General features: G+C 67.4%; 27 protein-coding genes and 2 pseudogenes. 11 read left to right on the top strand and 18 right to left on the bottom strand.

What is annotated here, in order from left to right; all coding sequences use genetic code 11:
- Positions 1-113: 113 nt before the first annotated feature.
- From C8P69_RS21890 to C8P69_RS21865, 6 genes are all read right to left on the bottom strand, one after another.
- Positions 114-1,067: a DUF1775 domain-containing protein gene (locus C8P69_RS21890; protein ID WP_108179583.1), complete on the bottom strand. Its 954-nt coding sequence runs from the start codon at positions 1,065-1,067 to the stop codon at positions 114-116.
- 14 nt (positions 1,068-1,081) lie between these two features.
- Positions 1,082-2,179, bottom strand: coding sequence for an energy transducer TonB family protein (locus C8P69_RS21885; RefSeq protein ID WP_108179582.1), 1,098 nt, complete (start codon positions 2,177-2,179; stop codon positions 1,082-1,084).
- 67 nt (positions 2,180-2,246) lie between these two features.
- Positions 2,247-4,346, bottom strand: a complete 2,100-nt coding sequence (locus C8P69_RS21880) for a TonB-dependent receptor family protein (protein ID WP_108179581.1) — start codon at positions 4,344-4,346, stop codon at positions 2,247-2,249.
- Between the two features lie 71 nt (positions 4,347-4,417).
- Positions 4,418-4,813, bottom strand: coding sequence for a DUF2946 family protein (locus tag C8P69_RS21875; RefSeq protein WP_108179580.1), 396 nt, complete (start codon positions 4,811-4,813; stop codon positions 4,418-4,420).
- Positions 4,814-4,866: 53 nt separating this feature from the next.
- Positions 4,867-5,814, bottom strand: coding sequence for a CobW family GTP-binding protein (locus C8P69_RS21870; RefSeq protein WP_108179579.1), 948 nt, complete (start codon positions 5,812-5,814; stop codon positions 4,867-4,869).
- Positions 5,815-5,821: 7 nt separating this feature from the next.
- On the bottom strand, positions 5,822-7,330 hold the full coding sequence (locus C8P69_RS21865; protein WP_108179578.1) for an amidohydrolase family protein: 1,509 nt from the start codon (positions 7,328-7,330) through the stop codon (positions 5,822-5,824).
- Positions 7,331-7,520: 190 nt separating this feature from the next.
- On the opposite strand from C8P69_RS21865, the gene C8P69_RS21860 reads away from it, so the two are divergent.
- Entirely contained in the window at positions 7,521-8,477 is a 957-nt protein-coding gene (locus C8P69_RS21860; protein WP_170118352.1) for a DUF2336 domain-containing protein, read from the top strand.
- A gap of 3 nt (positions 8,478-8,480) precedes the next feature.
- On the opposite strand, the gene hemA is transcribed toward C8P69_RS21860, so the two are convergent.
- The 3 genes from hemA to infC all read right to left on the bottom strand — a co-directional run bounded on the left by hemA (position 8,481) and on the right by infC (position 11,215).
- The gene (gene hemA / locus C8P69_RS21855) at positions 8,481-9,710 is read right to left on the bottom strand and encodes a 5-aminolevulinate synthase (protein WP_108179576.1); all 1,230 of its coding nucleotides are present in this window, start codon (positions 9,708-9,710) and stop codon (positions 8,481-8,483) included.
- 151 nt (positions 9,711-9,861) lie between these two features.
- On the bottom strand, positions 9,862-10,584 hold the full coding sequence (locus tag C8P69_RS21850; RefSeq protein ID WP_108179575.1) for an aldolase: 723 nt from the start codon (positions 10,582-10,584) through the stop codon (positions 9,862-9,864).
- A 91-nt stretch (positions 10,585-10,675) separates the two neighbouring features.
- On the bottom strand, positions 10,676-11,215 hold the full coding sequence (gene infC, locus C8P69_RS21845) for a translation initiation factor IF-3 (RefSeq protein ID WP_211353857.1): 540 nt from the start codon (positions 11,213-11,215) through the stop codon (positions 10,676-10,678).
- A 220-nt stretch (positions 11,216-11,435) separates the two neighbouring features.
- On the opposite strand from infC, the gene C8P69_RS21840 reads away from it, so the two are divergent.
- The 4 genes and pseudogenes from C8P69_RS21840 (at position 11,436) to C8P69_RS21825 (ending at position 13,850) form a co-directional block, all read left to right on the top strand.
- Positions 11,436-12,197 (top strand): alpha/beta hydrolase, encoded by a 762-nt coding sequence (locus C8P69_RS21840; RefSeq protein ID WP_108179573.1) that lies wholly within the window; start codon positions 11,436-11,438, stop codon positions 12,195-12,197.
- Positions 12,198-12,228: 31 nt separating this feature from the next.
- Positions 12,229-12,822 (top strand): helix-turn-helix domain-containing protein, encoded by a 594-nt coding sequence (locus tag C8P69_RS21835; protein ID WP_108179572.1) that lies wholly within the window; start codon positions 12,229-12,231, stop codon positions 12,820-12,822.
- Positions 12,819-13,328 (top strand): annotated as a pseudogene (locus C8P69_RS21830) (N-acetyltransferase family protein); the annotation flags it as partial. The gene C8P69_RS21835 and the pseudogene C8P69_RS21830, both read left to right, overlap by 4 nt.
- A gap of 33 nt (positions 13,329-13,361) precedes the next feature.
- Entirely contained in the window at positions 13,362-13,850 is a 489-nt protein-coding gene (locus tag C8P69_RS21825) for a GNAT family N-acetyltransferase (protein WP_108179585.1), read from the top strand.
- A 4-nt stretch (positions 13,851-13,854) separates the two neighbouring features.
- Here C8P69_RS21825 and C8P69_RS21820 read toward each other — a convergent pair whose 3' ends face one another.
- The 3 genes from C8P69_RS21820 to C8P69_RS24495 all read right to left on the bottom strand — a co-directional run bounded on the left by C8P69_RS21820 (position 13,855) and on the right by C8P69_RS24495 (position 16,423).
- The gene (locus C8P69_RS21820; protein WP_108179571.1) at positions 13,855-14,589 is read right to left on the bottom strand and encodes a M48 family metallopeptidase; all 735 of its coding nucleotides are present in this window, start codon (positions 14,587-14,589) and stop codon (positions 13,855-13,857) included.
- Between the two features lie 104 nt (positions 14,590-14,693).
- A complete protein-coding gene (locus C8P69_RS21815; protein WP_108179570.1) occupies positions 14,694-16,046 on the bottom strand; it encodes a polyhydroxyalkanoate depolymerase in 1,353 nt (450 codons plus the stop codon).
- Between the two features lie 242 nt (positions 16,047-16,288).
- Positions 16,289-16,423, bottom strand: coding sequence for a hypothetical protein (locus tag C8P69_RS24495; protein ID WP_281260084.1), 135 nt, complete (start codon positions 16,421-16,423; stop codon positions 16,289-16,291).
- 56 nt (positions 16,424-16,479) lie between these two features.
- Between C8P69_RS24495 and C8P69_RS21810 the strand changes: the two genes are divergently transcribed.
- Positions 16,480-17,412, top strand: a complete 933-nt coding sequence (locus C8P69_RS21810) for an IS481 family transposase (protein ID WP_425440779.1) — start codon at positions 16,480-16,482, stop codon at positions 17,410-17,412.
- A gap of 5 nt (positions 17,413-17,417) precedes the next feature.
- On the opposite strand, the pseudogene C8P69_RS21805 reads toward C8P69_RS21810, so the two are convergent.
- The 3 genes and pseudogenes from C8P69_RS21805 to C8P69_RS21795 form a co-directional block, all read right to left on the bottom strand.
- A pseudogene (locus C8P69_RS21805) lies at positions 17,418-17,528 on the bottom strand (YnfA family protein); the annotation flags it as partial.
- An 80-nt stretch (positions 17,529-17,608) separates the two neighbouring features.
- On the bottom strand, positions 17,609-18,922 hold the full coding sequence (locus tag C8P69_RS21800) for an MFS transporter (RefSeq protein WP_108179569.1): 1,314 nt from the start codon (positions 18,920-18,922) through the stop codon (positions 17,609-17,611).
- A complete protein-coding gene (locus tag C8P69_RS21795; RefSeq protein WP_108179568.1) occupies positions 18,922-19,197 on the bottom strand; it encodes a metal-sensing transcriptional repressor in 276 nt (91 codons plus the stop codon). The genes C8P69_RS21800 and C8P69_RS21795 overlap by 1 nt, the downstream gene beginning before the upstream one ends.
- A 61-nt stretch (positions 19,198-19,258) precedes the next feature.
- Between C8P69_RS21795 and C8P69_RS21790 the strand changes: the two genes are divergently transcribed.
- The 4 genes from C8P69_RS21790 to C8P69_RS21775 are packed head-to-tail and all read left to right on the top strand — an operon-like array spanning position 19,259 to position 21,813.
- Entirely contained in the window at positions 19,259-19,990 is a 732-nt protein-coding gene (locus C8P69_RS21790) for a HoxN/HupN/NixA family nickel/cobalt transporter (protein WP_245902185.1), read from the top strand.
- Complete coding sequence (locus C8P69_RS21785) at positions 19,981-20,382, top strand: hypothetical protein (protein WP_108179566.1); 402 nt, start codon at positions 19,981-19,983, stop codon at positions 20,380-20,382. The genes C8P69_RS21790 and C8P69_RS21785 overlap by 10 nt, the downstream gene beginning before the upstream one ends.
- A 51-nt stretch (positions 20,383-20,433) precedes the next feature.
- Positions 20,434-21,165 carry a HupE/UreJ family protein gene (locus C8P69_RS21780; protein WP_108179565.1) on the top strand — a complete coding sequence of 244 codons (732 nt, stop codon included), beginning with the start codon at positions 20,434-20,436 and terminating at the stop codon, positions 21,163-21,165.
- Between the two features lie 15 nt (positions 21,166-21,180).
- Positions 21,181-21,813 carry a transmembrane anchor protein gene (locus C8P69_RS21775; protein WP_108179564.1) on the top strand — a complete coding sequence of 211 codons (633 nt, stop codon included), beginning with the start codon at positions 21,181-21,183 and terminating at the stop codon, positions 21,811-21,813.
- A 134-nt stretch (positions 21,814-21,947) separates the two neighbouring features.
- Here C8P69_RS21775 and C8P69_RS21770 read toward each other — a convergent pair whose 3' ends face one another.
- Positions 21,948-22,535, bottom strand: coding sequence for a hypothetical protein (locus C8P69_RS21770; protein ID WP_245902184.1), 588 nt, complete (start codon positions 22,533-22,535; stop codon positions 21,948-21,950).
- A 12-nt stretch (positions 22,536-22,547) separates the two neighbouring features.
- Here C8P69_RS21770 and C8P69_RS21765 point away from each other — a divergent pair, with 12 nt between their 5' ends.
- The gene (locus tag C8P69_RS21765) at positions 22,548-23,135 is read left to right on the top strand and encodes a Crp/Fnr family transcriptional regulator (protein ID WP_245902183.1); all 588 of its coding nucleotides are present in this window, start codon (positions 22,548-22,550) and stop codon (positions 23,133-23,135) included.
- A gap of 69 nt (positions 23,136-23,204) precedes the next feature.
- Here the strand turns inward: C8P69_RS21765 and C8P69_RS21760 are convergent, their stop codons facing one another.
- Positions 23,205-23,825 carry a class I SAM-dependent methyltransferase gene (locus tag C8P69_RS21760; protein ID WP_108179563.1) on the bottom strand — a complete coding sequence of 207 codons (621 nt, stop codon included), beginning with the start codon at positions 23,823-23,825 and terminating at the stop codon, positions 23,205-23,207.
- Between the two features lie 341 nt (positions 23,826-24,166).
- On the bottom strand, positions 24,167-24,493 hold the full coding sequence (locus C8P69_RS21755; RefSeq protein WP_108179562.1) for a YnfA family protein: 327 nt from the start codon (positions 24,491-24,493) through the stop codon (positions 24,167-24,169).
- Positions 24,494-25,384: the final 891 nt, after the last annotated feature.

Raw genomic sequence — 25,384 nt, 5'->3', positions numbered from 1 at the left:
ATCTATCGCGAGGTGAAGGTCAACGCCATCGGCGGCGGCACCGAGGAGATCATGAAGGATCTCGCCAGCCGCCAGATGGGGCTGTAGCGGGGCCTTGAGGCCCCGCCGCTGCGTCAGTGGTGGTGATGCTCGCCGGCCGGGGCCTGGCGGGCGCCAAGGCCCCCCACCGCGAGGTCGATCTCGACCTTGCCGGCGGTCTCGAATTCCAGCGTCACCTTCACCGTCTGGCCCTCGGCGAGCGGGCGATTGAGCCCCATGAACATGACGTGCAGCCCGCCGGGCTTCAGCTCCACCGTCTGGCCGGGCGCGATGGTGAGGCCGCCGGTGACCGGGCGCATGGTCATCACGCCGTTCTGCGTCGCCATCTCATGGATCTCGACGCGTTCGGCGAAGGCGGCGCTGCCGCCGACCAGACGGTCGGGGGTCGAGCCAGTATTGGTCACGGTGAGATAGCCGCCGGCGACGCGGGCGCCGCCCGGCGTCGCACGCGTCCAGGCCTGGGCGATGCGAAGCGACCCGACTTCCACTGCCGCAGGGGCGGGAGCGGATGCCGCGACGATGCGCAGCGCCGGGGCGGGCGAGGCGAGGCGGGCCTGGCTGCCGGCGACGGGGATTTCGGTCCAGCGATGCTCGCCACCGGCGCAGGTCTGCACCACGGGGAAATGCACGGTGCCGGCCGCGGCCAGCGAGCCGTCGATCTGCCCGATGAAGACGAACTCGTCATAGTGCTCGTTGGGCAGCGAGCCGCCGGACCAGCGGATCTCCTGCACGCCCTGGCGAACCTCGCGGCCGTGATTGGTATAGGCCCGCTGATAGGGCCGCACCGTCGTGGCCAGCGTCCAGCCGGGCTTCGGCTGCGGCTTCACCGAATGCACCCCTTCCGGGATCGTCACGGTGATGCCGGTCGTGGCCTGCGTGCCGCAGCCATGGGGCACCCGCAGCACCGCCTTGTAGGAGCCGGGCGCGGCCGAGCCGGTCTCCAGCGTGATGTGTGCGGTCGCGGGACTCGCGACGAAGAAGGCCAGCAGGGCGGCCGGGACCAGGCGGGGGGCAATCAGGCGAGACATGGCAAGACCTTGGATCAACGGAAGGCGACGGGAACGGTGAGGGGCATGGCCGCCGGGCCGTATTCGGCCGGCAGCGGCGGGAAGGGGGCGGCGCGCCGGACCATGGCGACGGCGGCCTGGTCGACGACTGAATTGCCGGAGGAACTGGCGAGGCTGACGCCGCCTGCCGCGCCCGACCGGAGAATGGAAAAGCGCACCACGGCGCGGCCAGTCTGGCCCGCGCTGGCGGGCTTGGCGCGGTGGAGCTGCGCCATGACGAGCGCAAGATAGCTCGGCGGCGGCGACGAGGTTCGCGGTGTCGCCCGGGAGGTCACCCCGCGCCCCTCCGAGGCTGACGATGGCGGGCTTGGCGGACGCGGCGGGGCGGGCCGGGCGACCCGCTCGCGCGGCGGCTGTTCCCGCGGTTCCTGGCGGCGCACGACCGGCCGCGGCGGCTCGCGGCGCGGCTGGACGATGGGCGGCGCCGGGGTCGGCACGGCCACGGGCAGCGGTGGCGGCGGGGTCAGTTCCGCCGACAGCGCCGGAAGCTCTGGTGGCGGCTCGATGACGATGGGGCGCTCGACCGCCGGCTCCGGAGGCTGCCGCGGCGGTGGGGCTTCCGCGACCTCCACCGGAGGCGGTGGCGCCTCGGCGACGGGGGGCGGCATGAGATCGGCAGGAAGAGGGATCTCCTCCATCGGCGGCAGGGCGATCTCCGCCGACGCCGTGTCCGGCGGCTGCTCCACCGGCATCGCCTCGCTCGCCGCCGCAGCGGCGGCCGGCGGCGGTTCGGCATCCGCCTCGACCATCTCGACCTCCACCGCCGGCATGTCGGCCCGCTGTGGTGGCGTGGTGGTCATGGTCATGAAGGCGGCGATGACGACACCATGCAAGGCGACCGAGGCAATGGCGGTGACCCCGAGCAGCAGCCGCCAGCGGGACGCCACGGTGACGGCCGTGCCCTCCGGCACCACCGGCAGCGGCGCGGTCTCGGCGGACGGGGCCGCTGCCAGCGCCGCCACGGCGGGCGCCACCGCGCCCGCGACCGACTCCGCCGCGACACGCACGGCCGGGACCGCGACCCCTTGCGGGGCCGGCGCATCCAGCACGGCGATGTCGGTGTCGAGGCGCATGGGGGTCCTGGCGCGGGACGGGGGAGAGCCGGGGCGCTGACGCCCCGGCCGATGATACAACATTACATCAGAACTTCACGCGGACACCGCCATAGATGCTGCGCCCGGCGCCGGGATAGAAGGTCGCGGTGCTCGCCGAATTGTACTGCACCACCGGACCGAAGTCGGAAATGTAGCGCTTGTCCGCGATGTTGCGGATGTCGACGAAGGCTTCCCCGCCATTCGGCAGCTTCGCCGCCGCGCTCACCCCGAACAGCGCATAACCCGGCACGCGGAACGTGTTGCGATAATCGACGATCGCGCCCTGAGGGACGATGTCGATGGCCGGCGTGATCGAGAAGCCGGCGGGATGGGCATAGGTCAGCGAGGTCCGCAGCACGTGCTCGGGCACCAGCGGCAGGCGGTTGTTGCCGTAGGTCGGATCGTTCACGAAGCGGAAGTCGGACCAGGTCCAGACCTGCTTCAGCGTCAGGCGGTCGCCGTTCCCCGTGAGGTTGCGCGACAGGTCGACGCTCGCCGCCATTTCCACGCCCTGCAGCTGGGTGCGCGGCGCGTTGAAGGTGGAGGCGGGAATGCCGACGCCCACGTTGAACTGCAGCATCTGGTTCCGCAGGTCCGCCCGGTAGGCGGTCGCCTCCCAGGTGAAGGCGCCATAGCGGCCGCGGGTGCCGACCTCGTAGGTGGTGCCGGTCTGCGCCTTCAGCGGCACGAAGGCGGTGGTGGTCGCCGTCGTCTGCGTCAGGTCGGAGAAGTCCGGCACATCGGAGGAGCGGGTGATGTTGGCGAAGACCTGCACGTCGCGCAGCGGCTCCCACAGCAGGCCGACGCGCGGATTGACGCCGGAATAGGTGACGCCCGTGTCCACCGCCACCGGCAGCGTGTTCATGTTCAGCGTGCCCGAGAAGTCGCGCTTCGCCACATAGGCCTTGAGGCCGGCGGTCAGCGCCAGCTGCGGCAGGACGAAGAAGCGGTTCTCGAACCAGGTCTCGTAGTTGGAGGCGAGCTGGCGGGCATTGACCGTCTGGGCGCCGCGCACGGCGTTGCCGGCATTGACGAACTGCAGGGCCTGGTTGTTGCCGGCGAAGATGCGCGCGCCGACGATCAGGTCGTTGCGATAGCCGCCGAGGTTGAACGAGCCGGTGAAGCGCGGCGAGATGCCATAGGTCCAGCCGTCCTGGTCCAGCACCTGGAAGATCGGGTGGTTCAGGTGCTTGTGGATCGCCCAGGAGGTGATGTCGAGCTGGCCGAAATCCAGCTTGATCGAGGTGACGTTGGCGAAGCGCTGCACATAGGTGTTGCGGGCCTGGTCACCGGAGAGCGCGGTGGCGGCGGCCTGGCGCGGATTGGTCATCGCCGCGCCATAGGTGAGCGAGCCCGGCAGCTTCACGTCCGTGTAGTAGGCGCCGAAGTAGAACCGCGTTTCGACCCGGTCCGAGATGCGCCGGCCGACATTGGCGTTGAAATGCCCGAGGGTCTGCTGCTCGTGGGCACGCCAGCCGTCCGAATGGGTGACGGTGCCGGAGGCGTGGAAGTCCCAGTCGCCCATGACGCGCGACACCGAGCCATGGCCACGGATCGTGCCGAAGGAGCCGGCCTCGATGCTGAACACGTTGGGCGCGGTGGCCGTAAAGGCCGTCGGCGTCACGAAGTTGATGGCGCCGCCCAGCGTCGAAGAGCCAAAGGGCAGGGCATTGCCGCCGCGGAACACCTCGATGGCGCGGAGCGCCAGCGGGTCGATCTGGTAGAAATCGCCGGAGCCGTCGGCGAGGTTGGTCGGCACGCCGTCCTGCAGGATCTCGATGCCGCGGGTGTGGAAGGCGCGGGCAAGGCCCGAGCCGCGGATCGAGAGCCGGATCTCCTGGCTGTAGCGGTTCTGCACGAGGATGCCGGGCGTGTCCTGGAGGACGTCGCGCAGGGTCGTCGCATAGGTGTTGCGGGTGGTCTCGGCGTCGATATGCGAGACCGAGCCGGCCGTGCTGTTCACGGCGCGACGCTGCGTCTCGATGGCGGGGGAGGTGAGGCTGCCGCCGCTCCCCGTCCCGGAGGGCTGACCCTCGATGGTGATGGTCGGCAGTTCGGTGGTCTGGGCCTGCGCGACGGCAATGGCGAGCGGCGAGGCCGCGGCAAGGGCGAGAAGCCCCGCACGCGTCGGAGAGATGCGGTTCATGAGGGTGCGTTTCGACGTGGGATGACGACGCGGGACGGCGCGAGGGCCGCTCCCGAAGGTTCAGGTCGTGATCAGACGGCGAAAGGGGGTGCGCGCGGTGGCCGCGTGCCGATCCAGCCCTCGAAGGAGCGGACAGGCGCGAGCAGGGCGGGGCGGGCGAGGGGCGGCGGGGCCGGGACGGGCTCGGCGACGGGCACGCCCTCGGAGACCGGCGGCGTCGCCATGGCGGTGCCGGCCTGGCAGAGGCCGCAATGCTGGGCGGTCTGCGCCTTGGTGACCGGGCCGGAGCCATCGGCGGCGATGCCGGTGCCCTCCATGGTGCAGATCACCACGAAGCCGGAGGATTCCAGCCCGCTGGCAGCCCGCGCGATGGAGCCGAGCATGCCGGTGGCGGCGATGACATAGATCAGCGTCGCAGCGAGAACGCTGCGCGCGATCCGGAACCTGCCGCCACGGAAAAGCCACATGCCTGTCTGCTACCGCCTGATGCGCGGCGAAGTCAATCGCCGGTTGCGACGGGTCAGGCCGGCGTGGCGGCGGCGCAACGGCGCAGGGCCTCGTCCGCACCGCTGGCGGCCAGCCGCCCCATCTCGGCGATCAGCACCAGACGTGTCGCGCCAGGTTCCGCCCCCGCAGGTGCAGGGCCGAGCGTCGCCCGGTCGCCGACGAGCTGGAACAGCATCGGCCGTCCCGGATGTTCGGCGAAGGAGACGAAGCCCTTGGCGCGGACGAGGTGGGGGGCGAGCCGCGTCATCGCCTGCTGGAAGGCCGGCAAAGACAGGGGCTCGCGGCTTTCGAAGGTCGTGCTCTCGAAGCGCGGCGTGGCAAAGCGGGCCCGCTCCGCGGCGCGAGGGTCAGGCGCGACGGGCTGATGGCCGGTGCCGGCGAAGGCGAGTTCCGGGGCAAAGGCGCCGGCGCTGACGGGGAAGATGACCCGCTCGGCTTTCACCCCCGCGAGAGCCGACCGGGCGCGGGCAAGGCCCGCCTCATCCACGAGATCCGCCTTGTTCAGCGCGACGATGTCGGCGCTCGCCACCTGCGACCGGCACAGCGCATCGTCGAGCAGCGAAGGATCGGCGGCGAGCGCGGCGGCATCGGCCACGGCGATCACCGTCTCCAGCGGCGCCTCGCGCCAGACCACAGGGTCCAGCAGCGTCCGCACCACCTCCGCCGGGTCCGACACGCCGCTGGTCTCGATGATGATGCCTTCGGGGCACGGGTCGCGGCGCAGCAGGCTCGACAGGGTTCGCAGGAGGTCGCCCTGCAGCGAGCAGCAGATGCAGCCATTGGCGAGGCTCATCACCCCGTCGGCATTTTCGGCCACCAGCGCCGCGTCGATGTTCACCGCGCCGAAATCGTTGACGACGGCGGCGAGCCGCCGCCCGTCCGCATGGGTGAGCAGGTGGTTGATCAGCGTCGTCTTGCCGGCGCCGAGGAAGCCGGTGACCAGGATGACCGGAACGGCCATCGCCGCCTCAGGCGCCCTTCACCGGACGCCGCACCGGCTTGCCGGGACGCGCCTCGCGCACCAGCGCGCCGTCGGTGATGACGGCCTCGCCATTGACGATGACGTGGCGCATGCCCTCCGCCGCGCGGTTCATCGCCTTGAACTCGGCGCGGTCGGTGAGGCTGTCCCAGTCGAACACGGCGATGTCGGCATCGGCCCCGACCGCGAGCCGGCCCTTGCTGCGCATGGCCGGCGTGCTGGGGCCAAGGATCTCGGCCGGGATCAGCGTGCATTTGGCGATGCCGTCGATCAGCGGCAGCATGGCGCGCTCGCGCACATACTGGCGCAGGAAGCGCGTGAAGGTGCCGGACGAACGCGGATGCGAGCTCGTCCCCTCGGGCAGCGGCCAGGCATCGCCGTCGTAGACCGAGCCGTCCGGATTGGTCCAGGGCATGGCATCCGAGGCGATGGCCCCGCCGGGATGCAGGATCGACACGTCGAGCAGGTCGCGGTGGCGCGGATTGGCCTCGACATCGAGGAAATGCCAGAGCACCAGCGAGCCGGGATCCTGCGCCTGGGCGGCCAGCAATTCTTCGCGGTTGTGGAAAGTGCGCCCCGTATCGACCATCTCGATGGCCTCATAGGTGCCGCCGGTGCGCTCCTTGAACTGCGGATCGGCGAAGAAGGTGGCGCCCAGCACGGTCGAGCCGGTGCCGTAGGGATAGGCCTCGACGGTGATGTTGAGGCCCTGCGCCTGCGCCTTGGCGATCAGCCGCGACGCCTGCTCCACGTCCTGCAGGCTGGTCGAGTTGAAGTGGCAGATATGCATGTGCGCGCCGCTCGCGCCCGCATAGCCGACGAGGCGGATATAGGCCTCCACCGAACTGCGCGGATCGACATTCGAGGCATAGGCGACATGGGTATAGGTCGGCACGGCCCGCTCGGCGGCGAGCTGGCACACCGACGTCATTTCCTTCACGCCCGCGCCCGGCGCATAGGCATTGAGGATGCCGATGCCGATGGCGCCCTCGTCCAGGCCCTGGCGCAGGCGGGTGAGGATCTCCTTCACCTCGGCGTCCGAGGCGACGTTCTCGATCCAGCGCTTGTCGTTGGAATTGCGGCCCATGAAGGCGAGGTCCGCCTCGGGCTCGGCCCCGATCATCGCCGCGATGCGGGCGAAGACCCAGTTGGCGGCGGTGCCGTAGTTCAGCACGCGGCCCTTGCGCGCCTGGTTCTCGTACCAGAGCGCGACGGGCAACACGCCGGCCTCGAGCTCCAGCGTGGTTGTGACGCCATCGAAGGCCTGCATCCGGTCCGCCGCGACCGTCTGGCCATGGGCATGGAGGTCGATGAAGCCGGGCGTGACGACGAGGCCGCCGGCGTCGATCTCGCGCCGTCCCTCGCCTGCCACGGTGCCGACGGCGGCGATCTTGCCGGCCGTCACCGCGATATCGCCAGTCCCGTCCCGGCCGCTCGCCGGATCGACGATACGCCCGCCGCGAATGACGAGGTCGAAGGGGCCGGAGGTGGAGGTCATGGGCAGGGTCCGGGATTGGTGAGATGACAGGCTTCCGATCCTAGAATCGGTCTTGGCTAAGTCGAGACGGCCCGGCGGGCGGCTGCCGCGCGGCCCCGACATGGTGCATAAATCCACAATCGGGGACCGGGGGAATTTTCAGTGCTGGTTAAGACATGTTGGGCATCCTCTCGGCCCAAAGGTCCCGTGGATGACGACGCATCTCGAAGACGCCCTGAAACCGATCAACCAGATGATCGGTGCCCTCGCGCCCAAGCTGCGTGGGGCGCTGGTCGAGGAGCTCGTTGACGAAATTTCCCGCGAGCGGCCGAGCGCGGCCTCGCGCAAGGCGCTCGTGCTCGACAACATCGTGGCCGAGGCGCTGCGCGAAGCGCCGATGCCGACCCGCGTGCGCGCCTCGCCGAAGCTGGCCCGCTGCTCCTCCGCCCTGCCCGAGGCCGCCACCACCCTCGCCTGCGATGTCATCGCGGTGGCCGAAGCCATCCTGTCGGCGCCCGATCTCACCGACGACGTCATGCTGAAGGTCTGCGCCGCCGACCGGCAGGAGCACATGCAGATCATCGCCAAGCGGCAGCGGGTCTCGGCCCTGATCGCCGAGACCATCGTCCAGCTGGGCGAGGCGGCGACCGTGCTGGTTCTGGTGCGCAATATCGGCGCCCAGCTCACCGCCGAGGGCTTTGCCCGCATCGTCGACAGGCATGGCGGTGATGCCGCCGTCCGCTCCACCCTGGCGCAGCGCCCGGATTGCCCGCCCGACATCGCCAGCAAGTTTACGTCGCCCGCGGCGAGCCAGGTGCCGACCGGCGACGAGCTTCTCGCCCAGCTCCAGGCCCTGGCCGAGGAGCGGCAGATCGTGCCGGCCATGGACCTGCTGATGCGCTGCATCGGCCGCGATCGCGATGCCGGCCGCAAGATTCTGGAGCGCGACGACGAGAAGGCGCTTGGCGCCATCTGCCACATCGCCGGTGTCGATGCCGAAACCTACGAGGTCCTCGTCCATGCCTGGCGCGTGGCGACCGGCAAGCCCCTCACCGACGTGCACAAGTCGCCGGTGCGCTTCCGCCTCATGCGGCCGGCAGAAATCGATCGTGTGCTGGCGCGCCTGCCGCTCGCCCGCATCCGCGCGGGCGAACCGGCTCCGGCCTGAGCCTCACTCCGCTGCGGCCTGGTAGCGCTGCAGCGGCAGGTCCAGTTCCATCCAGACATCGAGCAGCGCCGCCGCGAGGTCGTCGACCATCGCGTCCGTATGCGCCGGGCCGGGCGTGATGCGCAGACGCTCGGTGCCCTTCGGCACGGTCGGATAGTTGATCGGCTGGATGTAGATGCCGTGGCGGCGCAGCAGCAGGTCGCTCGCCGCCTTGCACTTCTCGGCATCGCCCACCAGCACCGGCACGATATGCGTGTCGCTGGTCATGACGGGCAGGCCGGCCAGCGACAGCACGCGCTTGGCCCGCGCCGCCTGGCGCTGCTGCATGTCGCGCTCGACCGACGAGGCCTTGAGGTGGCGGATGGCGGCGGCAGCCGCCGCGGCGACGGCCGGCGGCAGGGCGGTGGTGAAGATGAAGCCCGGGGCATGGCAGCGCACCGCGTCGATCACCGCCGACGAGCCCGCGATATAGCCGCCCATGACGCCGAAGGCCTTGCCGAGCGTGCCCTCGATGACGTCGAGACGGTGCATCTGGCCGTCGCGCTCGGCAACGCCGGCGCCGCGCGGGCCGTACATGCCGACCGCATGGACCTCGTCGATATAGGTCATGGCGCGATGGCGCTCGGCGAGGTCGCAGATCGCGCCGATCGGCGAGACGTCGCCGTCCATCGAATAGACGCTCTCGAAGACGATGAGCTTGTTGCGCTCGGGGCCGGCCGCGATCAGCAGCTCCTCGAGATGGGCGAGGTCATTGTGGCGGAAGATGACGCGCTCGCAGCCGGACTGGCGCACGCCCTCGATCATCGAATTGTGGTTCAGCGCGTCCGACAGGATGAGGCAGTCGGGCAGCAGCTTGGCGATCGTCGAGATGCCGGCCTGGTTGGAGATGTAGCCGGAGGTGAAGACGAGGGCCGCCTCCTTGCCGTGCAGGTCGGCGAGCTCGCGCTCGAGCTCGACGATCGGATGGGAGGTGCCGGAAATGTTGCGGGTGCCGCCGGCGCCGGCGCCCATGGTGATCGCCGTCTCGGCCATGGCGGCCGTCACCGTGGGGTGGTGGCCCATGCCGAGATAGTCGTTCGAGCACCAGATCACGACGTCGCGTTCACCGTCCGGGGAGTGCCACGTGGCTTTCGGGAATTGCCCGACCTTGCGCTCCAGATCGGCGAAGACACGGTAGCGCCGCTCGTCCTTGAGGCGGTCCACGGCGGATTGGAAGAACGCGGTGTAGGTCATGGCTCGTCCGGTCTGTGCGAGCCCCGGCAGACGTCGGGGGATACCGGACTGTGCAGGCACTCGTCCGGCGTGGCCTTGACGTCGATCAAGACCGGGCGCCCGTTTATCACCATTCCAATCTAGGGCGCCACCGCTGTGCGGCAAATACCACTCACAAACCGTTCAACCGCATCAGCGCCTCGAAGTGCTTCGTGGCCTGATACTCCAGCACCTGCATCCATTCGCGCGCGGTCTGGCGGGCCTGCTCGGCGGGAATGATCTTCAGCGGCAGGCCGGTGGACTGGGCGAGCACCTGCTGCTTGCAGGCCCGCTCCAGGTAGTAGAGGTCGTCGAAGGCGATGCCGACCGTGGGGCCGCCGATGGTCACGCCGTGATGCTCGAGGAAGATGATGTCGGCGTGCGGATTGTCCTTCTGCGCCTGGGCGATGCGCTCGCCTTCCTCGGCATTGAGCGCCACGCCGCCGAAGCCCTGATAGGCGGTGCGGCCGAGGAAGCGGCAGGCCGTCTGGTGCGCCATTTCCAGCTTGCCGCCCTCCACCATGGTGAGCGCGGTCGCATAGGGCATGTGGACGTGCAGGATCGCCTGGTGGCGCGGATTGGCGCGATGGCCGGCAATGTGGATGTTGCGGGCGGTGGCCTCGACCTCGCCCCAGCCCTCGTGGATCTGGCCCTCGCCGTCGATCAGCAGGATGTCGTCGGGCCGCATCTCGCCCCAGTGGATGCCATAGGGATTGATGAGATAGCGCTCGTCGGGGCCGGGCACGACCACCGAGAAATGGTTGCAGATGCCCTCGTTCAGCTCCTGGGCCGCGGCCAGCCGCAGGGCGGCCGCGAGCTCGCGACGCAGGGTCTTGATGTCCTTGTGGGTCGACATGGGCGCTCGGGTCCGCTGACAAAGGAAAGCGCCCGCGACAGGGTCGCAGGCGCTCGGGACAATGCCGCTGGCGGCCCTCAGGCCGCAACCCTCATTTGGGCGCGAGCACCATGATCATCTGACGGCCCTCGAGCCGCGATTCCTGCTCGACCTTGGCGATGTTCACCGTGTCGACCTTCACCCGGTCGAGAACCTTCACACCGAGATCCATATGCGCCATTTCGCGGCCGCGGAAGCGCAGGGTGACCTTCACCTTGTCGCCTTCCTCGAAGAACCGCTTCATCGCCTTCATCTTCGTATCGTAGTCGTGATCGTCGATGCCGGGACGCAGCTTGATCTCCTTGACCTCGACCGTCTTCTGGTTCCGGCGGGCCTCGGCGGCCTTCTTCTGCTCCTGGAACTTGAACTTGCCGTAGTCCATGATCTTGCAGACGGGGGGCACGGCGTTCGGCGCCACTTCCACCAGGTCCAGGCCGGCTTCGACCGCCATCTGGACGGCGTCGCGCGTCGGGACGATGCCGCGGTTCTCGCCTTCGGCATCGATCAGCTGGACGTCGCGGACACGGATCATGTCGTTGATGCGCGGCCCGTCACGCTCGACGGGGGCGGCGGCTCTCATGGGTCTGCGAATGGGGCGTCTCCTTCAGGACGTTTCAGGGGTCCGGAGGGTCGGTCGCGGCCACTTCCGCCCGGGGGCTGGAAGGCAGGCCTGCGGCGATGCTCCGAAGGACGGCGAAGATCGGGAGAAAAGCCGCGAAAGTCAATGGTTCGCTGCATTTTCAGCCGGGCCCTTGCTCGGATGTCACAGGGGCGGCTAGGCAGGGGGCCATTCCCGTCGCCGGAGCCCTGCCATGACATCGCTTCCTCCTCCGGACTTCCTCACCATCGGTTCGGGGTCCGAATCCCGCCGGATCGCCTATCGGCGGATCGCCGGCCGCGGGCCCTGCGTCGTCTGGCTGGGCGGCTTCAAGTCCGACATGAAGGGAACCAAGGCCGAGGCCCTCTCCGCCTGGGCGACCCGCGAGGGCCGCGCCTTCCTGCGCTTCGACTATTCCGGTCATGGCGAATCGGAGGGCGATTTCGAGCAAGGAACGATCTCGCGCTGGGCCGAGGAGGCGGTGGCCATGATCGGGCTCGCCGGCCCGCGGCCGATCCTGGTCGGCTCCTCCATGGGCGGCTGGATCAGCCTCCTCGCGGTCCGTCGCCTCGCCGAGGCTCCCGCCGGCATGGTGCTGATCGCGCCCGCGCCCGATTTCACCGAGGCGCTGATGTGGCCGGCCTTTTCCGAGGGGGTCCGCGCCACCATCATGACGGAGGGACGCTGGGTGAGGCCCTCCGCCTATGACGAGGGCGGCTATCCCATCACCCGCGCCCTCATCGAGGACGGCCGCAGGAACCTCGTCCTCGGCAGCCTCGTCGAGACCGGCTGCCCCGTCCACATCCTCCAGGGCATGGAGGATCCGGACGTGCCCTGGCGCCACGCCATGCTGCTCGCCGAGAAGATTGCCCGCGACGATGTGGTGGTGACGCTGATCAAGGACGGCGACCACCGCCTGTCGCGCCCCGAGGACCTCGACCGCCTCGAGGCGGCCGTCGCGGCAATCGGCGCTTGATTCTACTATGAGAGAATTGTAGTCTCCAATCATGGAGACAGCCGCCGCACCCGACGATCTCGACCAGGTGGTCGCCCAGCGCGTGCGCGAGCTGCGCGCCGCCAAGGGCCTGACCCTCGACCAGCTGGCGGCGCTGTCCGGCGTCTCGCGCGCCATGATCTCGCGGATCGAGCGGGCGGAGGCCAGCGCCACCGCCGTCCTGCTGGTGAAGCTCGGCGCGGCCCTCGGCGTCACCCTCGGCACCCTCTTCGAGAAGCCGCAGCCGAAGCCCGATCCGGTGCGCCGCGCCGCCACGACCGCGGTTCGCACCGATCCCGAGACTGGCTATACCCGCCGCAACGTCGCCCCGCCCAATGCCTCCGGCACCGACATCGTCGAGGTCATGCTGCCGGCGGGAAAGCGCGTCGCCTATGACAACATCGTCGTCATCCCGGTCGAACAGTTCGTCTGGGTGCTCGAGGGCACGCTGACCCTCTCCTATGACGGCCTCGTCACCGATCTCGGCCCCGGCGACTGCCGGGTCATGCGCCTCGATTATCCGCTCGTCTTCGAAAACCGCACCGACCAGCCGGCGCGCTACTGCGTGGTCCTGGTTCCGAACACCTCCGGAGGGTTGCGCCGATGATCACCATCGAGACCCTCGGCGCCGAGGCCGCCGCCCGCCACGTGCCGGGCCTGGCCGCCGTCCTCACCGACTGCGTCACCAAGGGCGCCTCGGTCAGCTTCATGAACCCCTACACGCAGGCGGATGGCGAAGCCTATTTCCGCAAGGTCGCCGCTAGCGTGGCGGCGGGTGACACCGTGCTCGTCGCCGCCTTTCTCGGCGACCGCATCATCGGCACCGCGCAGCTCGGCCTCGACATGCCGCCGAACCAGCCGCACCGCGCCGAGGTGAAGAAGATGCTGGTCCACAGCGACGGCCGCCGCCAGGGCATTGCCGGTTCGCTGCTGCGCCGGGTGGAGGAGGAGGCGCTGGCCCGCGGCCGCACGCTCCTCATCCTCGATACCGGCAGCGAGGAGGCCCGGCGCGTCTATGAGCGCGGCGGCTGGTCGCGCTTCGGGTTCGTGCCGGATTTCGCGCTCTGGCCGGATGGCGGCTTCTGCGACACGACCTTCTACCTGAAGGACCTCACTCCGCCGCGCAATGCGCCGCCCAGCGGCGCCATGGTTCGCGACGCGACCGAGGACGACCTGCCGGCGATCCTCGAGATCATCAACGACGCCATCGTCGCCAGCACGGCGGTCTGGTCCGACGAGCCGGTGAACCTCGACGAGCGCCGCGCCTGGCTCGCCGAGCGCCGCGCCGCCGGCAATCCGGTGCTGGTGGCCGAGGATGGCGGCCGCGTTGTCGGTTTCGGCTCCTACATCCAGTTCCGCGCCTGGTCGGGCTATCGCAATGCCGTGGAGCACTCGATCTACGTAGCCGGCGAGGCGCGCGGCCGCGGCATCGGCCTCGCCCTGGTCGAGGCGCTGACCGCGCGCGCCAGGGCAGCCGGCAAGCATGTCATCGTCGGTGGCGTCGAGGGCAGCAACACGCCCTCGCTGAAGCTCCACCGCCGCGCCGGCTTCATCGAGGTCGGCCGGATGCCGGCGATCGGCGAGAAGTTCGGCCGCCGCCTCGATCTCGTCTTCCTGCAGAAGCAGCTCGCCTGAGGCCTCAGCCCTCGTAGCGGTGCAGGTTCGCCCCGTGCGCCCGGAGCCAGGCCTTGGCCGGCTCCATGCCCGGGCAGAGCTCCTTGACGATGCGCCAGAACCGTGGCGAGTGGTTCATCTCCTTGAGATGCGCCACCTCGTGGGCCGCAAGATAGTCCAGCACGAAAGGCGGCGCGAGGATGAGCCGCCAGGAATAGTTGATCGCCCCGGTCGAGGAGGCCGAGCCCCAGCGGCTCGCCTGGTCGCGGATGCCGATGCGGGTCACCTTCACGCCGAGACGCTCCGCATAGCGGCGCGTCGCCGCCTCCAGGTCCTTGCGCGCCTCGCGCTTGAGAAAGTCCCTGACACGCCGTGAGACGAACTCCGCCTCGCCCGCCACCAGGATCGCGCCGTTCTCGACCCAGACCGTGCCGCGCCGGTCGGGCCGGTGCGAGATGGTGTGCGGCACGCCACGCAGCGGCACCGAGGCGCCGGGCAGGAAGGCGAGGCGCTCGGGAATGCGGTTGAGCCGGGTGGCGATCCAGGCGCCGTGGCGCTCGGCAAAGCCGATCGCATCGGCGATGCGCGCCCGTGCCGGCATGGACAGCACGGCGTCGCGGCTGGTCGAGCGCACGCGCAGCGTGAACCGCCGCGCCTGGGCGAGGCGGCGGATGGCGACCGTGTAGGCGACCCCCTCGTGGGAGACCGTGATGGTCTCCGGGTCGGGTTCTCGCTGGAAGAGCCGACGGATGATGGACATGGCCGCAGAATAGCGAGTCGCGGGCGGCGGGGCCACTGCGGCAGCGCGGCGGAAAGCCGCCCTGCTGCCGCATGCTGCCATCGAGAGAGGTATCTCGATGCGGGTCAGCGGCCGCCGCGGATCATCTTGAGGACGGCCGATTTCGCGGAGGATTTCTCGCCCGGGGATTTCTCGGCCGAGGGCTTGTCGCCGGCCGGCTTCGCCGCGGTCTTGGCCCCCTGCGCCTTGCGATAGGCATGGGTGCGCATGAAATCCATGACGCGCGGGGCGATGTCGGCGCGGAAGCGCGAGCCGTTGAACACGCCGTAATGGCCGACCGCCGGCTGCAGGTGGTGGTGGCGCATGTCCTCGGGGATGGAGGTGGCAAGGCCATGGGCCGCCAGGGTCTGGCCGCCGCCGGTGATGTCGTCCTTCTCGCCCTCGACGGTGAGAAGAGCCACGCGGCGGATGGCCTTCGGGTCCACCGGCCGGTCGCGATGCATCATGATGCCCCGCGGCAGGTGGTGCTCGACGAAGACCCGCTCGATGGTCTGCAGATAGAACTCGGCGGTGAGGTCCATGACCGCGAGGTACTCGTCGTAGAACTCGCGGTGCTTCTGGGCGCCGTCGCCGTCACCCTTCACCAGGTTGCGGAACAGCTCGCGATGGGCGTCGACATGCCGGTCGAGGTTCATCGACATGAAGCCGTTGATCTGCAGGAAGCCCGGATAGACCGGCCGCATCATGCCCGGATGCGGGAAGGGCACGGTGGTGATGACATTGCGGCGGAACCACTCGGTGCCGCGCTCTTCCGCCAGCTTGTTGACGGCGGTGGGGTTCGACCGCGTGTCGATCGGCCCGCCCATCAGGGTCAGCGTCGTCGGCACGTAGGGGTCGTCCTCGGCCTCCATGCGGGCGACCGCCACGAAGACCGGCACGGCCGGCTGGCAGACAGCCATGACATGGGTGTCCGGGCCGAGGAAATGCAGCATGGAGACGACGTAGTCGACATAGTCGTCGAGGTCGAAACGGCCCTCGGCCATCGGCACCATCCGGGCATCGGCCCAGTCGGTGATGAAGACCTCGTGGTTCGGCAGGAAGGTCTCGACCGTGCCGCGCAGCAGCGTGGCATAGTGGCCGGACATCGGCGCGACGATCAGCACCTTCGGGTCGGCCTTGCGGCCGCGCGGCAGGGCGCGCTTGAAATGGATGAGGTCGCAGAAGGGCCGCTTCCAGACGACCTGCTCGGTCACCGCCACCCGCTCGCCGCCGACGAGGGCGGTGGGCAGGTTGAAGCCGGGCTTGCCGTAGCGCCGCGTCGCCCGCTCGAAGAGCTCGGCGGCGGCGGCCATCTGCTTGGCCATGGGCAGGTGCGAGAACGGATTGACCGGGTTGTTCAGCGCCAGCTTGGTCGCATCCGCCATCGCCCGGTAGGGCGAGAGCATGGCATGGGTCGCTTCATAGAAATGGTAGAGCACGCAATGCCTCCGAAGGGTGGGCCCGCGATGGCGTCGACCGGGTCCGGCGGGATCCCGGGCCTTCTGAGCGGAGACGCATGACCGGCACGCGAGGTTCCCGGTTTTGCTGCACTGCCGAAATTTGTAACCTGCTGATGACAGCTTGGGCAATCCCCAGCCTGTGGGACAGGGCCTTAACCGCTGCTTAACGTGCCTTCAGGGGCACATCAGCCGAAAGTCGAAGCCGCTCGACGATCCGCGGCTCACTCACCGCTTGAGAGCAGCGAACCGGCCTCGCGCGCCTTTTCCAGCAGGGCGGCGAAGGCGTAGGCCGCGATGCCGATCCAGAGGATGTTGAGGGCGGTCGCATAGGTGTGGATTCTGGGGAGGTTGTTCATCGCCCGTGAGAGCCTGAAGGTGGTCGTTGCGACACGAAGCACCGCAGGGCACGAGGATGAACAACCCGCACAAGAATGCGCGAACGACGCCGCTTGGTCGAGCCGAGATGATCAGGCGGATCGAGGAAGATGGACGACCTGTCGCCGAAGTGGCGGCCGGCTTCGGGGTCAGCGAACGGACCGCCCGCAAATGGCTGTCGCGATGGCGGACCGATGGCCGGGCCGGGCTTGAGAACCGCTCGTCCCGGCCCCATGCCTCCCGATCACCGATGCATGGGTTCTGGGCGCAACTGACGGCCAGGCTCCGCCGCGATTACCGGCTGACGGGCGAAGAGATCGCCTCTCGCCTCGGTCTGGCGCGATCGACGGTCGCCGGCTGGCTGACACGGATGGGGCTCGGCCGGCTGGCCTCGCTTGAGCCGAAGGAGCCGGTGCGGCGCTATCAGCGCGAGCGTCCGGGCGAGCTTCTTCACCTCGACATCAAAAAGCTCGCCCGTTTCGAGGGCGTCGGCCACCGCATCACCGGCAACCGGCGGGCGGCAAGCGAGGGCCTGGGCTATGACTTCCTGCATGTCGCCATCGATGATGCGACCCGGCTGGCCTATGTCGAGGTTCTGCCCGACGAACGGCGTTGGTCGACCACCGGCTTCCTCATTCGGGCACTGCGCTGGTTCAGAGAAAGGGGCGTCCGTGTGGAGCGGGTGATGACCGACAACGGCTCGGGCTACATCGCGAGGCTCTTCCGCAAGGTCCTTCGGATGCTGGGCATCCGGCACATTCGAACCCGACCCTACACCCCGAAGACGAACGGCAAGGCGGAGCGCTTCATCCAGACCATGCTGCGGGAATGGGCCTATGCCATCCCGTTCCCCTCGTCACACCGACGCGCCGTCGATCTGCCTCGATGGCTCGCCTGGTACAATCAGCACCGGCCCCATGCTAGCCTCGCCCGACGATCACCGGCTCAAGCCCTCGCCGGAACAACCTGATCAGAACCCACAGCTAGCCACCAGGCTGATCGATCGAGGCGAAGCCAGGCCCAGAAGGCAAAACAACCTGCAATCTCGGCGATTGCGGCTCCCACAAATGCGAAAACTGTCCCCATGCGCCCATGGTTGCCACAATGGCGCGTGCTCCGTCTATCAGCCCCAATGGTGCAATAACCCTCATTTTTGCGTATCCGAATTAGCGCTCTGAAGGCCAGTCGGTGTGACTGTCGTCAATGACGTAAGGGTGTACGTGCTGCGACCCATGTCCGTGCTGGGCGAGATGAGGGTGATCCGCGGGCAGTTCTGGATGGCTGTGCTGAACCACCTCGGGGTCGTCGGCGGGCCAGACGATGCGCGTCATGATCATGGCGAGGGCCGCCCCGGTCGCCAGCACCAACGCCGTGAGGGAGAGCCCCAGCACCGATCCCGCCCATCCGGCGAGGGGATAGGCGATGAGCCAGCAGGCATGGGAGAGGGCGAACTGGGCGGCGAAGATTGCCGGGCGGTCTTCGGGATGAGCTGAGCGCCGCAGTAGCCGGCCTGAGGGGGTCTGGGCTGCGGAATAGCCGATGCCGATGAGGAACCAGAGTGGCAGGAGCAGGGCATAGGACGGGACCGCAGCAGCCGCCAGTGTTCCCATAGTCAGCAGCCCGGCGCCCGCCAGCATGACGGTCCGGTCCGCAACCCGTTCGAGGAGGCTGGGCAGAGCGAGCGCTGCAGCCATGGAGCCCGCCCCGAAGGCTGCAAGCGCAAGCGCGGTGCTCTGCTGGTCGAGCCCGAAGCTCGCCTGCACATAGACCACGGTGTTGACGAGAACGAGCGCGCCGGCCATGGCCACCGCGAGATTGACGGCGAGGAGGCCCCTCAGTCGCGGTGTGGCGAGATAGATGCGGATGCCGCGCGTGGTGCGGTCGTAGATGCCGCGCGGCTTCGACGGCTTCGGGCTCGGCAGCGTCACCGACATGACGAGGGCTGCCGAGACCAGGAAACCGATCACGGTGCCGGCGAACAGGTTGTGGAACGAGATGAACACCAGAAGGAGGGCCGCGAGCATCGGGCTCGCGACGCTTTCCAGGTCATAGGCCAGCCGCGAGAGCGAGAGCGCGCGGGTGTAGTCCTTTTCATCCGGCAGGATGTCGGGAATGGTCGCCTGGAAGGTCGGGGTAAAGGCGGCCGAAGCTGATTGCAGCACGAAGATCAGGACATAGACCTGCCAGATCTCGGTGACGAAGGGGAGGAGGACCGCGACGCCCGCCCGCACCAGGTCAAGCGCCACCAGCATCGCCCGCCGCGGCACGCGCTCGGCGAAGGCCGAGGCGATCGGCGCCACGGTGACGTAGGCGATCATCTTGATGGCGAGCGCGGTTCCCAGCACCGCCCCGGCATTGGCGCCGGCCAGCGAGAAGGCGAGCAGGCCGAGCGCCACCGTCGCCAGTCCCGTGCCGATCAGGGCCACGACCTGGGCGAGGAACAGGCGGCGATAGGTGAGGTTCTGGAGGACGGCGATCATCACAGGTACTTCGTGATCTGTTTGAACTCGTCGATCGGCTTGCGCTGGCTCGCCCCGACCTCGCCGACGGTCGCTTCGAGGCAATGGTCGAGATGGTCCTGGATCAGGGTCTTCTTGGCCTGGGTGATGGCCCTCTCCACCGCATGAAGCTGCTGGGCGATGTCGAGGCAGGGCTTTTCCTGCTCGATCATGGCGATGACCGTCCGCAGGTGACCCTCGGCGCGCTTCAGGCGCTTGGCGATGTCGGCATGGTGCGCGTGAATGTGTCCGCTCATGGGCTATGCCTATCCCCCCGGGGAGGATATAGCAACGCTCGGCGAACCGGGGAGTGCCCTATTGAGCGGCGTCAGCGGCCTCTGGGCCGCCCTCTTCGACCTGCAGTCGTGGATACGGCAGTTCCTGTCGGCCGAGATCGCGGCCTTTGCCGGCCAGAGGGACTGGGCGGCGCTGGCGGCCGTCCTGCCGCTGGGCATCGCCTTCGGCGCGGCGCATGCCATGACGCCGGGGCACGGCAAGACGGTTCTCGCAACCTACCTCATCGGGTCCCGCATGGCGGTGGCAAAGGCGTGCCTCACCGCCTTCCTGCTGGCGGCAACCCATGTCGGCATGGCGGTCGCTCTCGCCGTAACCTCGTCTGCCCTGGTCCGCCGCACCATCACGGGGGCGGGGCAGGCGCCGACCCTTGAACTGATCAGCCGCGGCCTGCTGCTCGTGATCGGGCTTTGGCTGCTGGTTCGCGCCTGGCGCGGGCCTGATCACAAACGGCATGGCGACAGCGTCGGCGTCGGCGTGGTGGCAGGGCTCATTCCCTGTCCGCTCACCCTGTTCGTGATGTTCTATGCGATCTCCCGCGGCGTGCCCGAGGTGGGGCTCACCTTCGCGGTTGCCATGATGCTCGGCGTCGCGATCCCCCTGGGTCTGGTCGCCGTTCTCAGCGTCGCCATGCGCGAGGTGGCCACCGCAGCCACTGCCCGGGTTGGTGGGTCCATTCACACCGCCGGGCGTATCCTCGATGGACTTGCAGGCACAATTCTGGTGCTGGTCGGAGTTGCTGCGCTATGGCGATGACCCGTGCCATAATCCTGCCGACCTCCGGCAGCACAGAGGAAACGATGTCGCTGCGCGCCCGACGCCTGATCTGTTTCATGCTGGCCGTCCTGCTCGGCCTGTCGGGGCCTGCGTTCTGGCGCGGCGCCGGGGCGAGCCATGCCGCGGCCATCGCCATATCGGACAACGACCATGGACACGGCCATCCTCACTCGCACGACCATGACGGAGAGAGCGGCCAGCACATTCCGCACGGGCCGGATCATTCCCATGTCACGTTGGGGCTCGCGCATGCTCCCCACTACGCCTTCGGACCTGTCCGCTTGGCGGTCCGCGCGACGCTTCACGCCTCGCCCCCACTTGATGTGACCTGGCCCCTCGAACGGCCACCACGTTCGGCCACGCCGTTCTGATCCGGCGCCGGCCACCCGGTCGGCTGTTCTCACATCAACTGGAATTCTCCCATGCGATCCCATCGCGAAGGGAAGCCTGCGGCTGCACGCGTCGTGCAAAGGTGCCTCGGCCTGTCCCTTCTGACCCTCTGCCTCGCGACCCTCGGGGTCTCCGAGGCCTTCGCCCATGCCGTCGCCGAAGGCGACAAGGGCTACATCCAGGAGATCACGGGGGTGCACCTCATCCCCTTCGTCTATCTCGGCGCCAAGCACATGGTGACGGGCTACGACCACCTGCTGTTCCTGGCGGGCGTGATCTTCTTCCTCTACCGCCTCAAGGATATCGGCATCTATGTGAGCCTCTTCGCCCTCGGGCATTCGACCACGATGCTGCTCGGCGTCTATTTCAACGTGGGGATCAACTCGTTCCTCATTGACGCCATCATCGGTCTCTCGGTCGTCTACAAGGCTCTCGACAATCTCGGCGCCTACCAGCGCTGGTTCGGCTTCCAGCCGAACACCAAGGCAGCGACGCTCATCTTCGGGCTGTTCCACGGCTTCGGACTGTCGACCAAAATCCTCGAATACAAGATCGCTCCTGACGGCCTCCTGCAAAACCTCCTCGCCTTCAATGTCGGGGTGGAGATCGGCCAGTTGCTGGCGCTCGCCGGCATTCTGATCGCCATGGGCTTCTGGCGCCGCACCGACGGGTTCCGACGCCATGCCTACACCGCCAACGTGGCCATGATGGCCGCGGGTTTCGTTCTGGTCGGCTACCAGCTGACCGGCTACTTCGTGAGCTGAAACAAGGACACCATCATGTACAACTCCGACATGCCGTCCCGTGAAGAGCTGCCGACCACCGCGCAGCTCCTGAAGTCCACCGCCATCGCCGCCGTCGCCGCGACCGCCATCCTGGTGACGATCGTCCTGCCGTCCGAGTATGCGGTCGACCCCACCGGCATCGGTCGCACCCTCGGCCTCACCCAGATGGGCGAGATCAAGATGCAGCTCGCCCGCGAGGCTGCCGACGACAGGAGCCGCGACACAGCCCCGGCCCCCGCGCCGCGCTCCAGCATCGGCGGCTTTATCTTGGCCAGCATCATCGGCACCGCGCATGCGCAGACTGCGGAGCGGACGGATGAAACCGTCATCCCGCTGAAGCCCGGCGAAGGTGTCGAATGGAAGATGACCGCCCCGAACGGCACCGCCATCCGCTATTCGTGGCGCTCGGAAGGTGGGCCCATCAACTACGACATGCACGGCACGAGGGCCGGCGGTGGTCGCGAGACGTCCTACAAGACGGCCCGTGGCGTTGCGTTCGACGAGGGCGTCCTGACCGCGGGCTTCGACGGCTCGCACGGCTGGTTCTTCCGCAACCGTACCTCTCAGCCGGTGACGGTCACCCTGCGGACGACCGGCGCCTACACCAACCTGCGCCCGATGCGCTGACGATCGGGCTAACGCGGGAGGCGGCTTTGGCTGCCTCCCAAGTTTGGTTGCGACCGCAAAATCTTAGCGAAAACCATGTTGCGTAAGTCGTCAATAAGGCAACGCCGCCTGCGGCTTGCAAAACGATCTCACTTTCACCCCCCACAACCGTTGTGCCTGCGCCACATTGAGGGGTCATGCCCGGATGGAACGGCGGCACACGGATCGGAAGCGTATCCCCTCAACTGCTTGTAGCGCGCGATTTGCGCCTCCGTGAGCAGCGCCGGGGTCGATAGATGTGCCAGGAGGTGGATCAAGCGTAGCCTGGCGCGGCTGGCTTCGCTGGCACCAATTGCGCGCCGTAGCGCATCCTCGTCCGCGCTCCGTTCACGGAAAAGCGCTTCGACCGTATTTTCCGCTGCGATGAAGCGCTCACCCTCTGCGATCGCATCCTGACGCATCCGCTCGAATATTCGGGAAACGGCCTCGATCTGCTGATCCGTAAGCGCCAGTTCCACCTTCATCTCTAGGACGTGTGAGGGTCCGGGATGGCCGTTCAGCTCGGCGGGCAATGCCAATCCCCAGCCAGCGCCGCGACGGAGATCTGCCTGATCTTCGTTTGAGAGGCTCTTTATCTCACGCCGCTCCAATCCCGAGTAAGGCGCACCATGCCGATGCGGTGCATGTTGTGCGTGTGCGACCAACGGGAGAATGGCAAGCGCAGAAACGATGGCAAATCGCATGATGAGGCTCCGGTGAAGTTCCCCGTCTCTTGCCACGCATCAATCATGGGGCGCATGATCGAAATCATGTCCCTTGCCGTTTTCGACCGGCTTCGCTCGCTCTCCTTTGCCTCCCGTGATTTTGCTGAGGGCGACACGGTATTTCGCACGGGCGACGCGATCACGTACCTTTACGTGGTTGCTGACGGCCGTGCCCACCTCGTTCGCCATCTTGAAGGCGGCGCGAGTCTGATCCTACAGCGCGCCTGCGCACCAGCGATCCTCGCTGAGGCCTCGCTCCACAACGACGTCTACCATTGCGATGCCGTCGCTGAGACGAAGTTGAAGCTCTTGCTGATCGAGCGACGTCTTCTCGTTAGGCGCCTCGCTGAGGACCGGGATCTGGCCCTGTCGGTGGAGGTGCATCTGGCACGCGAGGTCCAGAGGGCTCGTTTGCGGGCAGAAATTCTGTCGGTAAGGACCGTTGCCGATCGCCTCGATGTCTGGCTCGCGTGTCATGAAAGTAGCATTCCCGCAAAGGGGGGATGGAAGCTACTAGCTGCCGAACTTGGGATAACGCCTGAGGCTCTCTACCGGGAGATCGCCAAGCGCCGGGTTTGACGGCCCCCGCATTTCCATGCGTTTTCGCACCGCAGCTCGACGGCGGAGACGCGGTTCGCAGGCCCTAAGTCATGAAACACGCTTGAATGTGCCAAATACAAATCTCTGAACGGCGCCCCACGGCGTGGCGTGTTCGTGTCGGCGACTATCCACCAGGGCGAACCCCTCGCCCAAGAACGCCGAAAGGCTCTCTGTGCTGTAACGGGTCACGGGTAAGCCGCTGCATCTCTCGGGGCCATCAAGCGCAAACGTGCCCATGATGATGTAGCCTCCGGTGCGCAGACCCTCCCTGACACGTTGGAGGTAAGCCTGTCGTTGGTCCTCCCCATTCAGGAAATGGAAGGCGGCACGGTCATGCCACACGTCATAAAGCTGTGGTGGCTCCCATTCGGTGGCATCGTCAACAATCCACTTCACTCGATGGCCTGCGTCACCCAAGCGCGCATGGGCTACGTCCAAAGCTTCGGCCGAAAGGTCGAGGACGGAAATGTCAGTGAAGCCTTCAGCCAGAAGAGCATCAACTAGCCGCGATGCACCGCCACCGATGTCAATGATGGCGGAGTCGGCTTTCGCGCCAACCAGCGCCATCAAATCCAGGGAAGGCTGGGGGGATTCCTGAAACCAGCTCACCTCCGTCTCGCCCTTGGTGGAATACACGTTTTCCCAATGGGCCTGTCGCTCCGTTGTCATCGCTCTCTCGGTGTGGTTAGGGGGCGGACCAATGGCAGCAGATCAAGTACTGACCACACCCAATTGGCAAGATTGCGCAACAAATCAAAATTCCTGTGATGACCAAAGTATACCACGACCATGGCGGGCCTTCCCTAGGCCAAGCCCAAGCGCAGCAGGAAAGGGCGGCCGCGCTGACTTCCAAAGAGGGGCGCAATTTATGGTGATATGTTGCCCGCCGCCGACACTCTGATGCGACAGAGGTGGGTGCCCTACTTCGGAGCGTCAAAGGCGACGCCGCACCGGCATCTAGGGGGCATCGGGCCTATTGCTCAGGCCCCGCAGTGTCCCACGCGTACTGATCAAGGTCCTCGTGGTGCAAACAGGACAATGCCAGCACCCAAAAGACAGACTGCCGCCCCGGATATGTCCCAACGAGCAGGCCGGTGCCCTTCAACAACCCATAACCAAAGTATGGAAGTGGCTATGTAGACGCCCCCATAGGCTGCATATGCGCGGCCAGCGGCTGAACTTTCGATCAGTGTCAGCAGATAGGCGAATAGCGCTAGCGCCATCATGCCAGGCACGAGCCACCACGCCGATCGATCCAGGCGTAGCCACGCCCAAAACGCAAAACAACCAGCGATCTCGGCGACCGCGGCTCCCAGATAAGCGCTTCCCGACAGCATGACGACGAAGTTGCCATACCTACGTCGGCGCCGTCTATCCTTTCACGTGATTGATGCCATAGCCTTCCAGGCGCGCTGACTGAACGCTTGGACAGCCCGAGCATCGCGGAGAGGCTAAGTTGGCCCTTAAATGCTGGAAATCAGAGTCTGTCGGAGCGAGCCGCCGGCGCCTACGTTTCAACACCGTTTGGTCTTGATCCGCCTTCTGAGACCCCACCGATTGCCTCACCGCCCGAGCTCAGCTATTAGGGCCGAAGATTGACGTCAGGATCCCCCGGCTTGTACCGCGACTTGGCTATCGCCCGCAATTTTTGGCGCTCAGCACGCTTGATGCTGGTCGCATTGGTTGTGGTCGCCATGTCGGGCTCCTTGTTGCACGCCCATTCGTCGCATGCCTGCCGCGCTTTCGGCGACGGTTTGGGTGTTGGCGATACAGCGATTGATCAGACACATCGCGACGGGCGGACCCAGGACGCTCCTGATCCTTCAAATCGTGGTCTCGATTGTTGCGTTCATCACAATCCGACGGTGTCGGCTTCTTCTGCAACACCGGTCATTGACCGTTATCGGTTCACGAGCCGACTTGTCATTCCCGACGACCTCGTAATCGGCTCGTGGACAACCAGTCGCCTGGAACGACCACCTCGGGGTCTCCTCTCGACCTGACACCGCACGCTCCTTTGTGGCGTGCGCATCCCTGTCGACTGGAGCATCTCAATGCCGTTTTTCGATCTTGCGCTGCAAGCTGCGCGCGCTGTGGCTGCCGCCCTGCTGGTGACCGTTGCATCTTCGAACTTAGGGTCCGGACCCATAAATCGGTTGGCATGAGCGAGGGATTGTGATTCACGGCTTCCGGAAGGAAGTCTCTGATGAATTGCGATCTTTTCTGGC

The organism is Phreatobacter oligotrophus (assembly GCF_003046185.1).
GTDB classification, from domain to species: Bacteria; Pseudomonadota; Alphaproteobacteria; order Rhizobiales; family Phreatobacteraceae; genus Phreatobacter; species Phreatobacter oligotrophus.
This window is presented reverse-complemented; position numbering and strand designations above follow the sequence as displayed.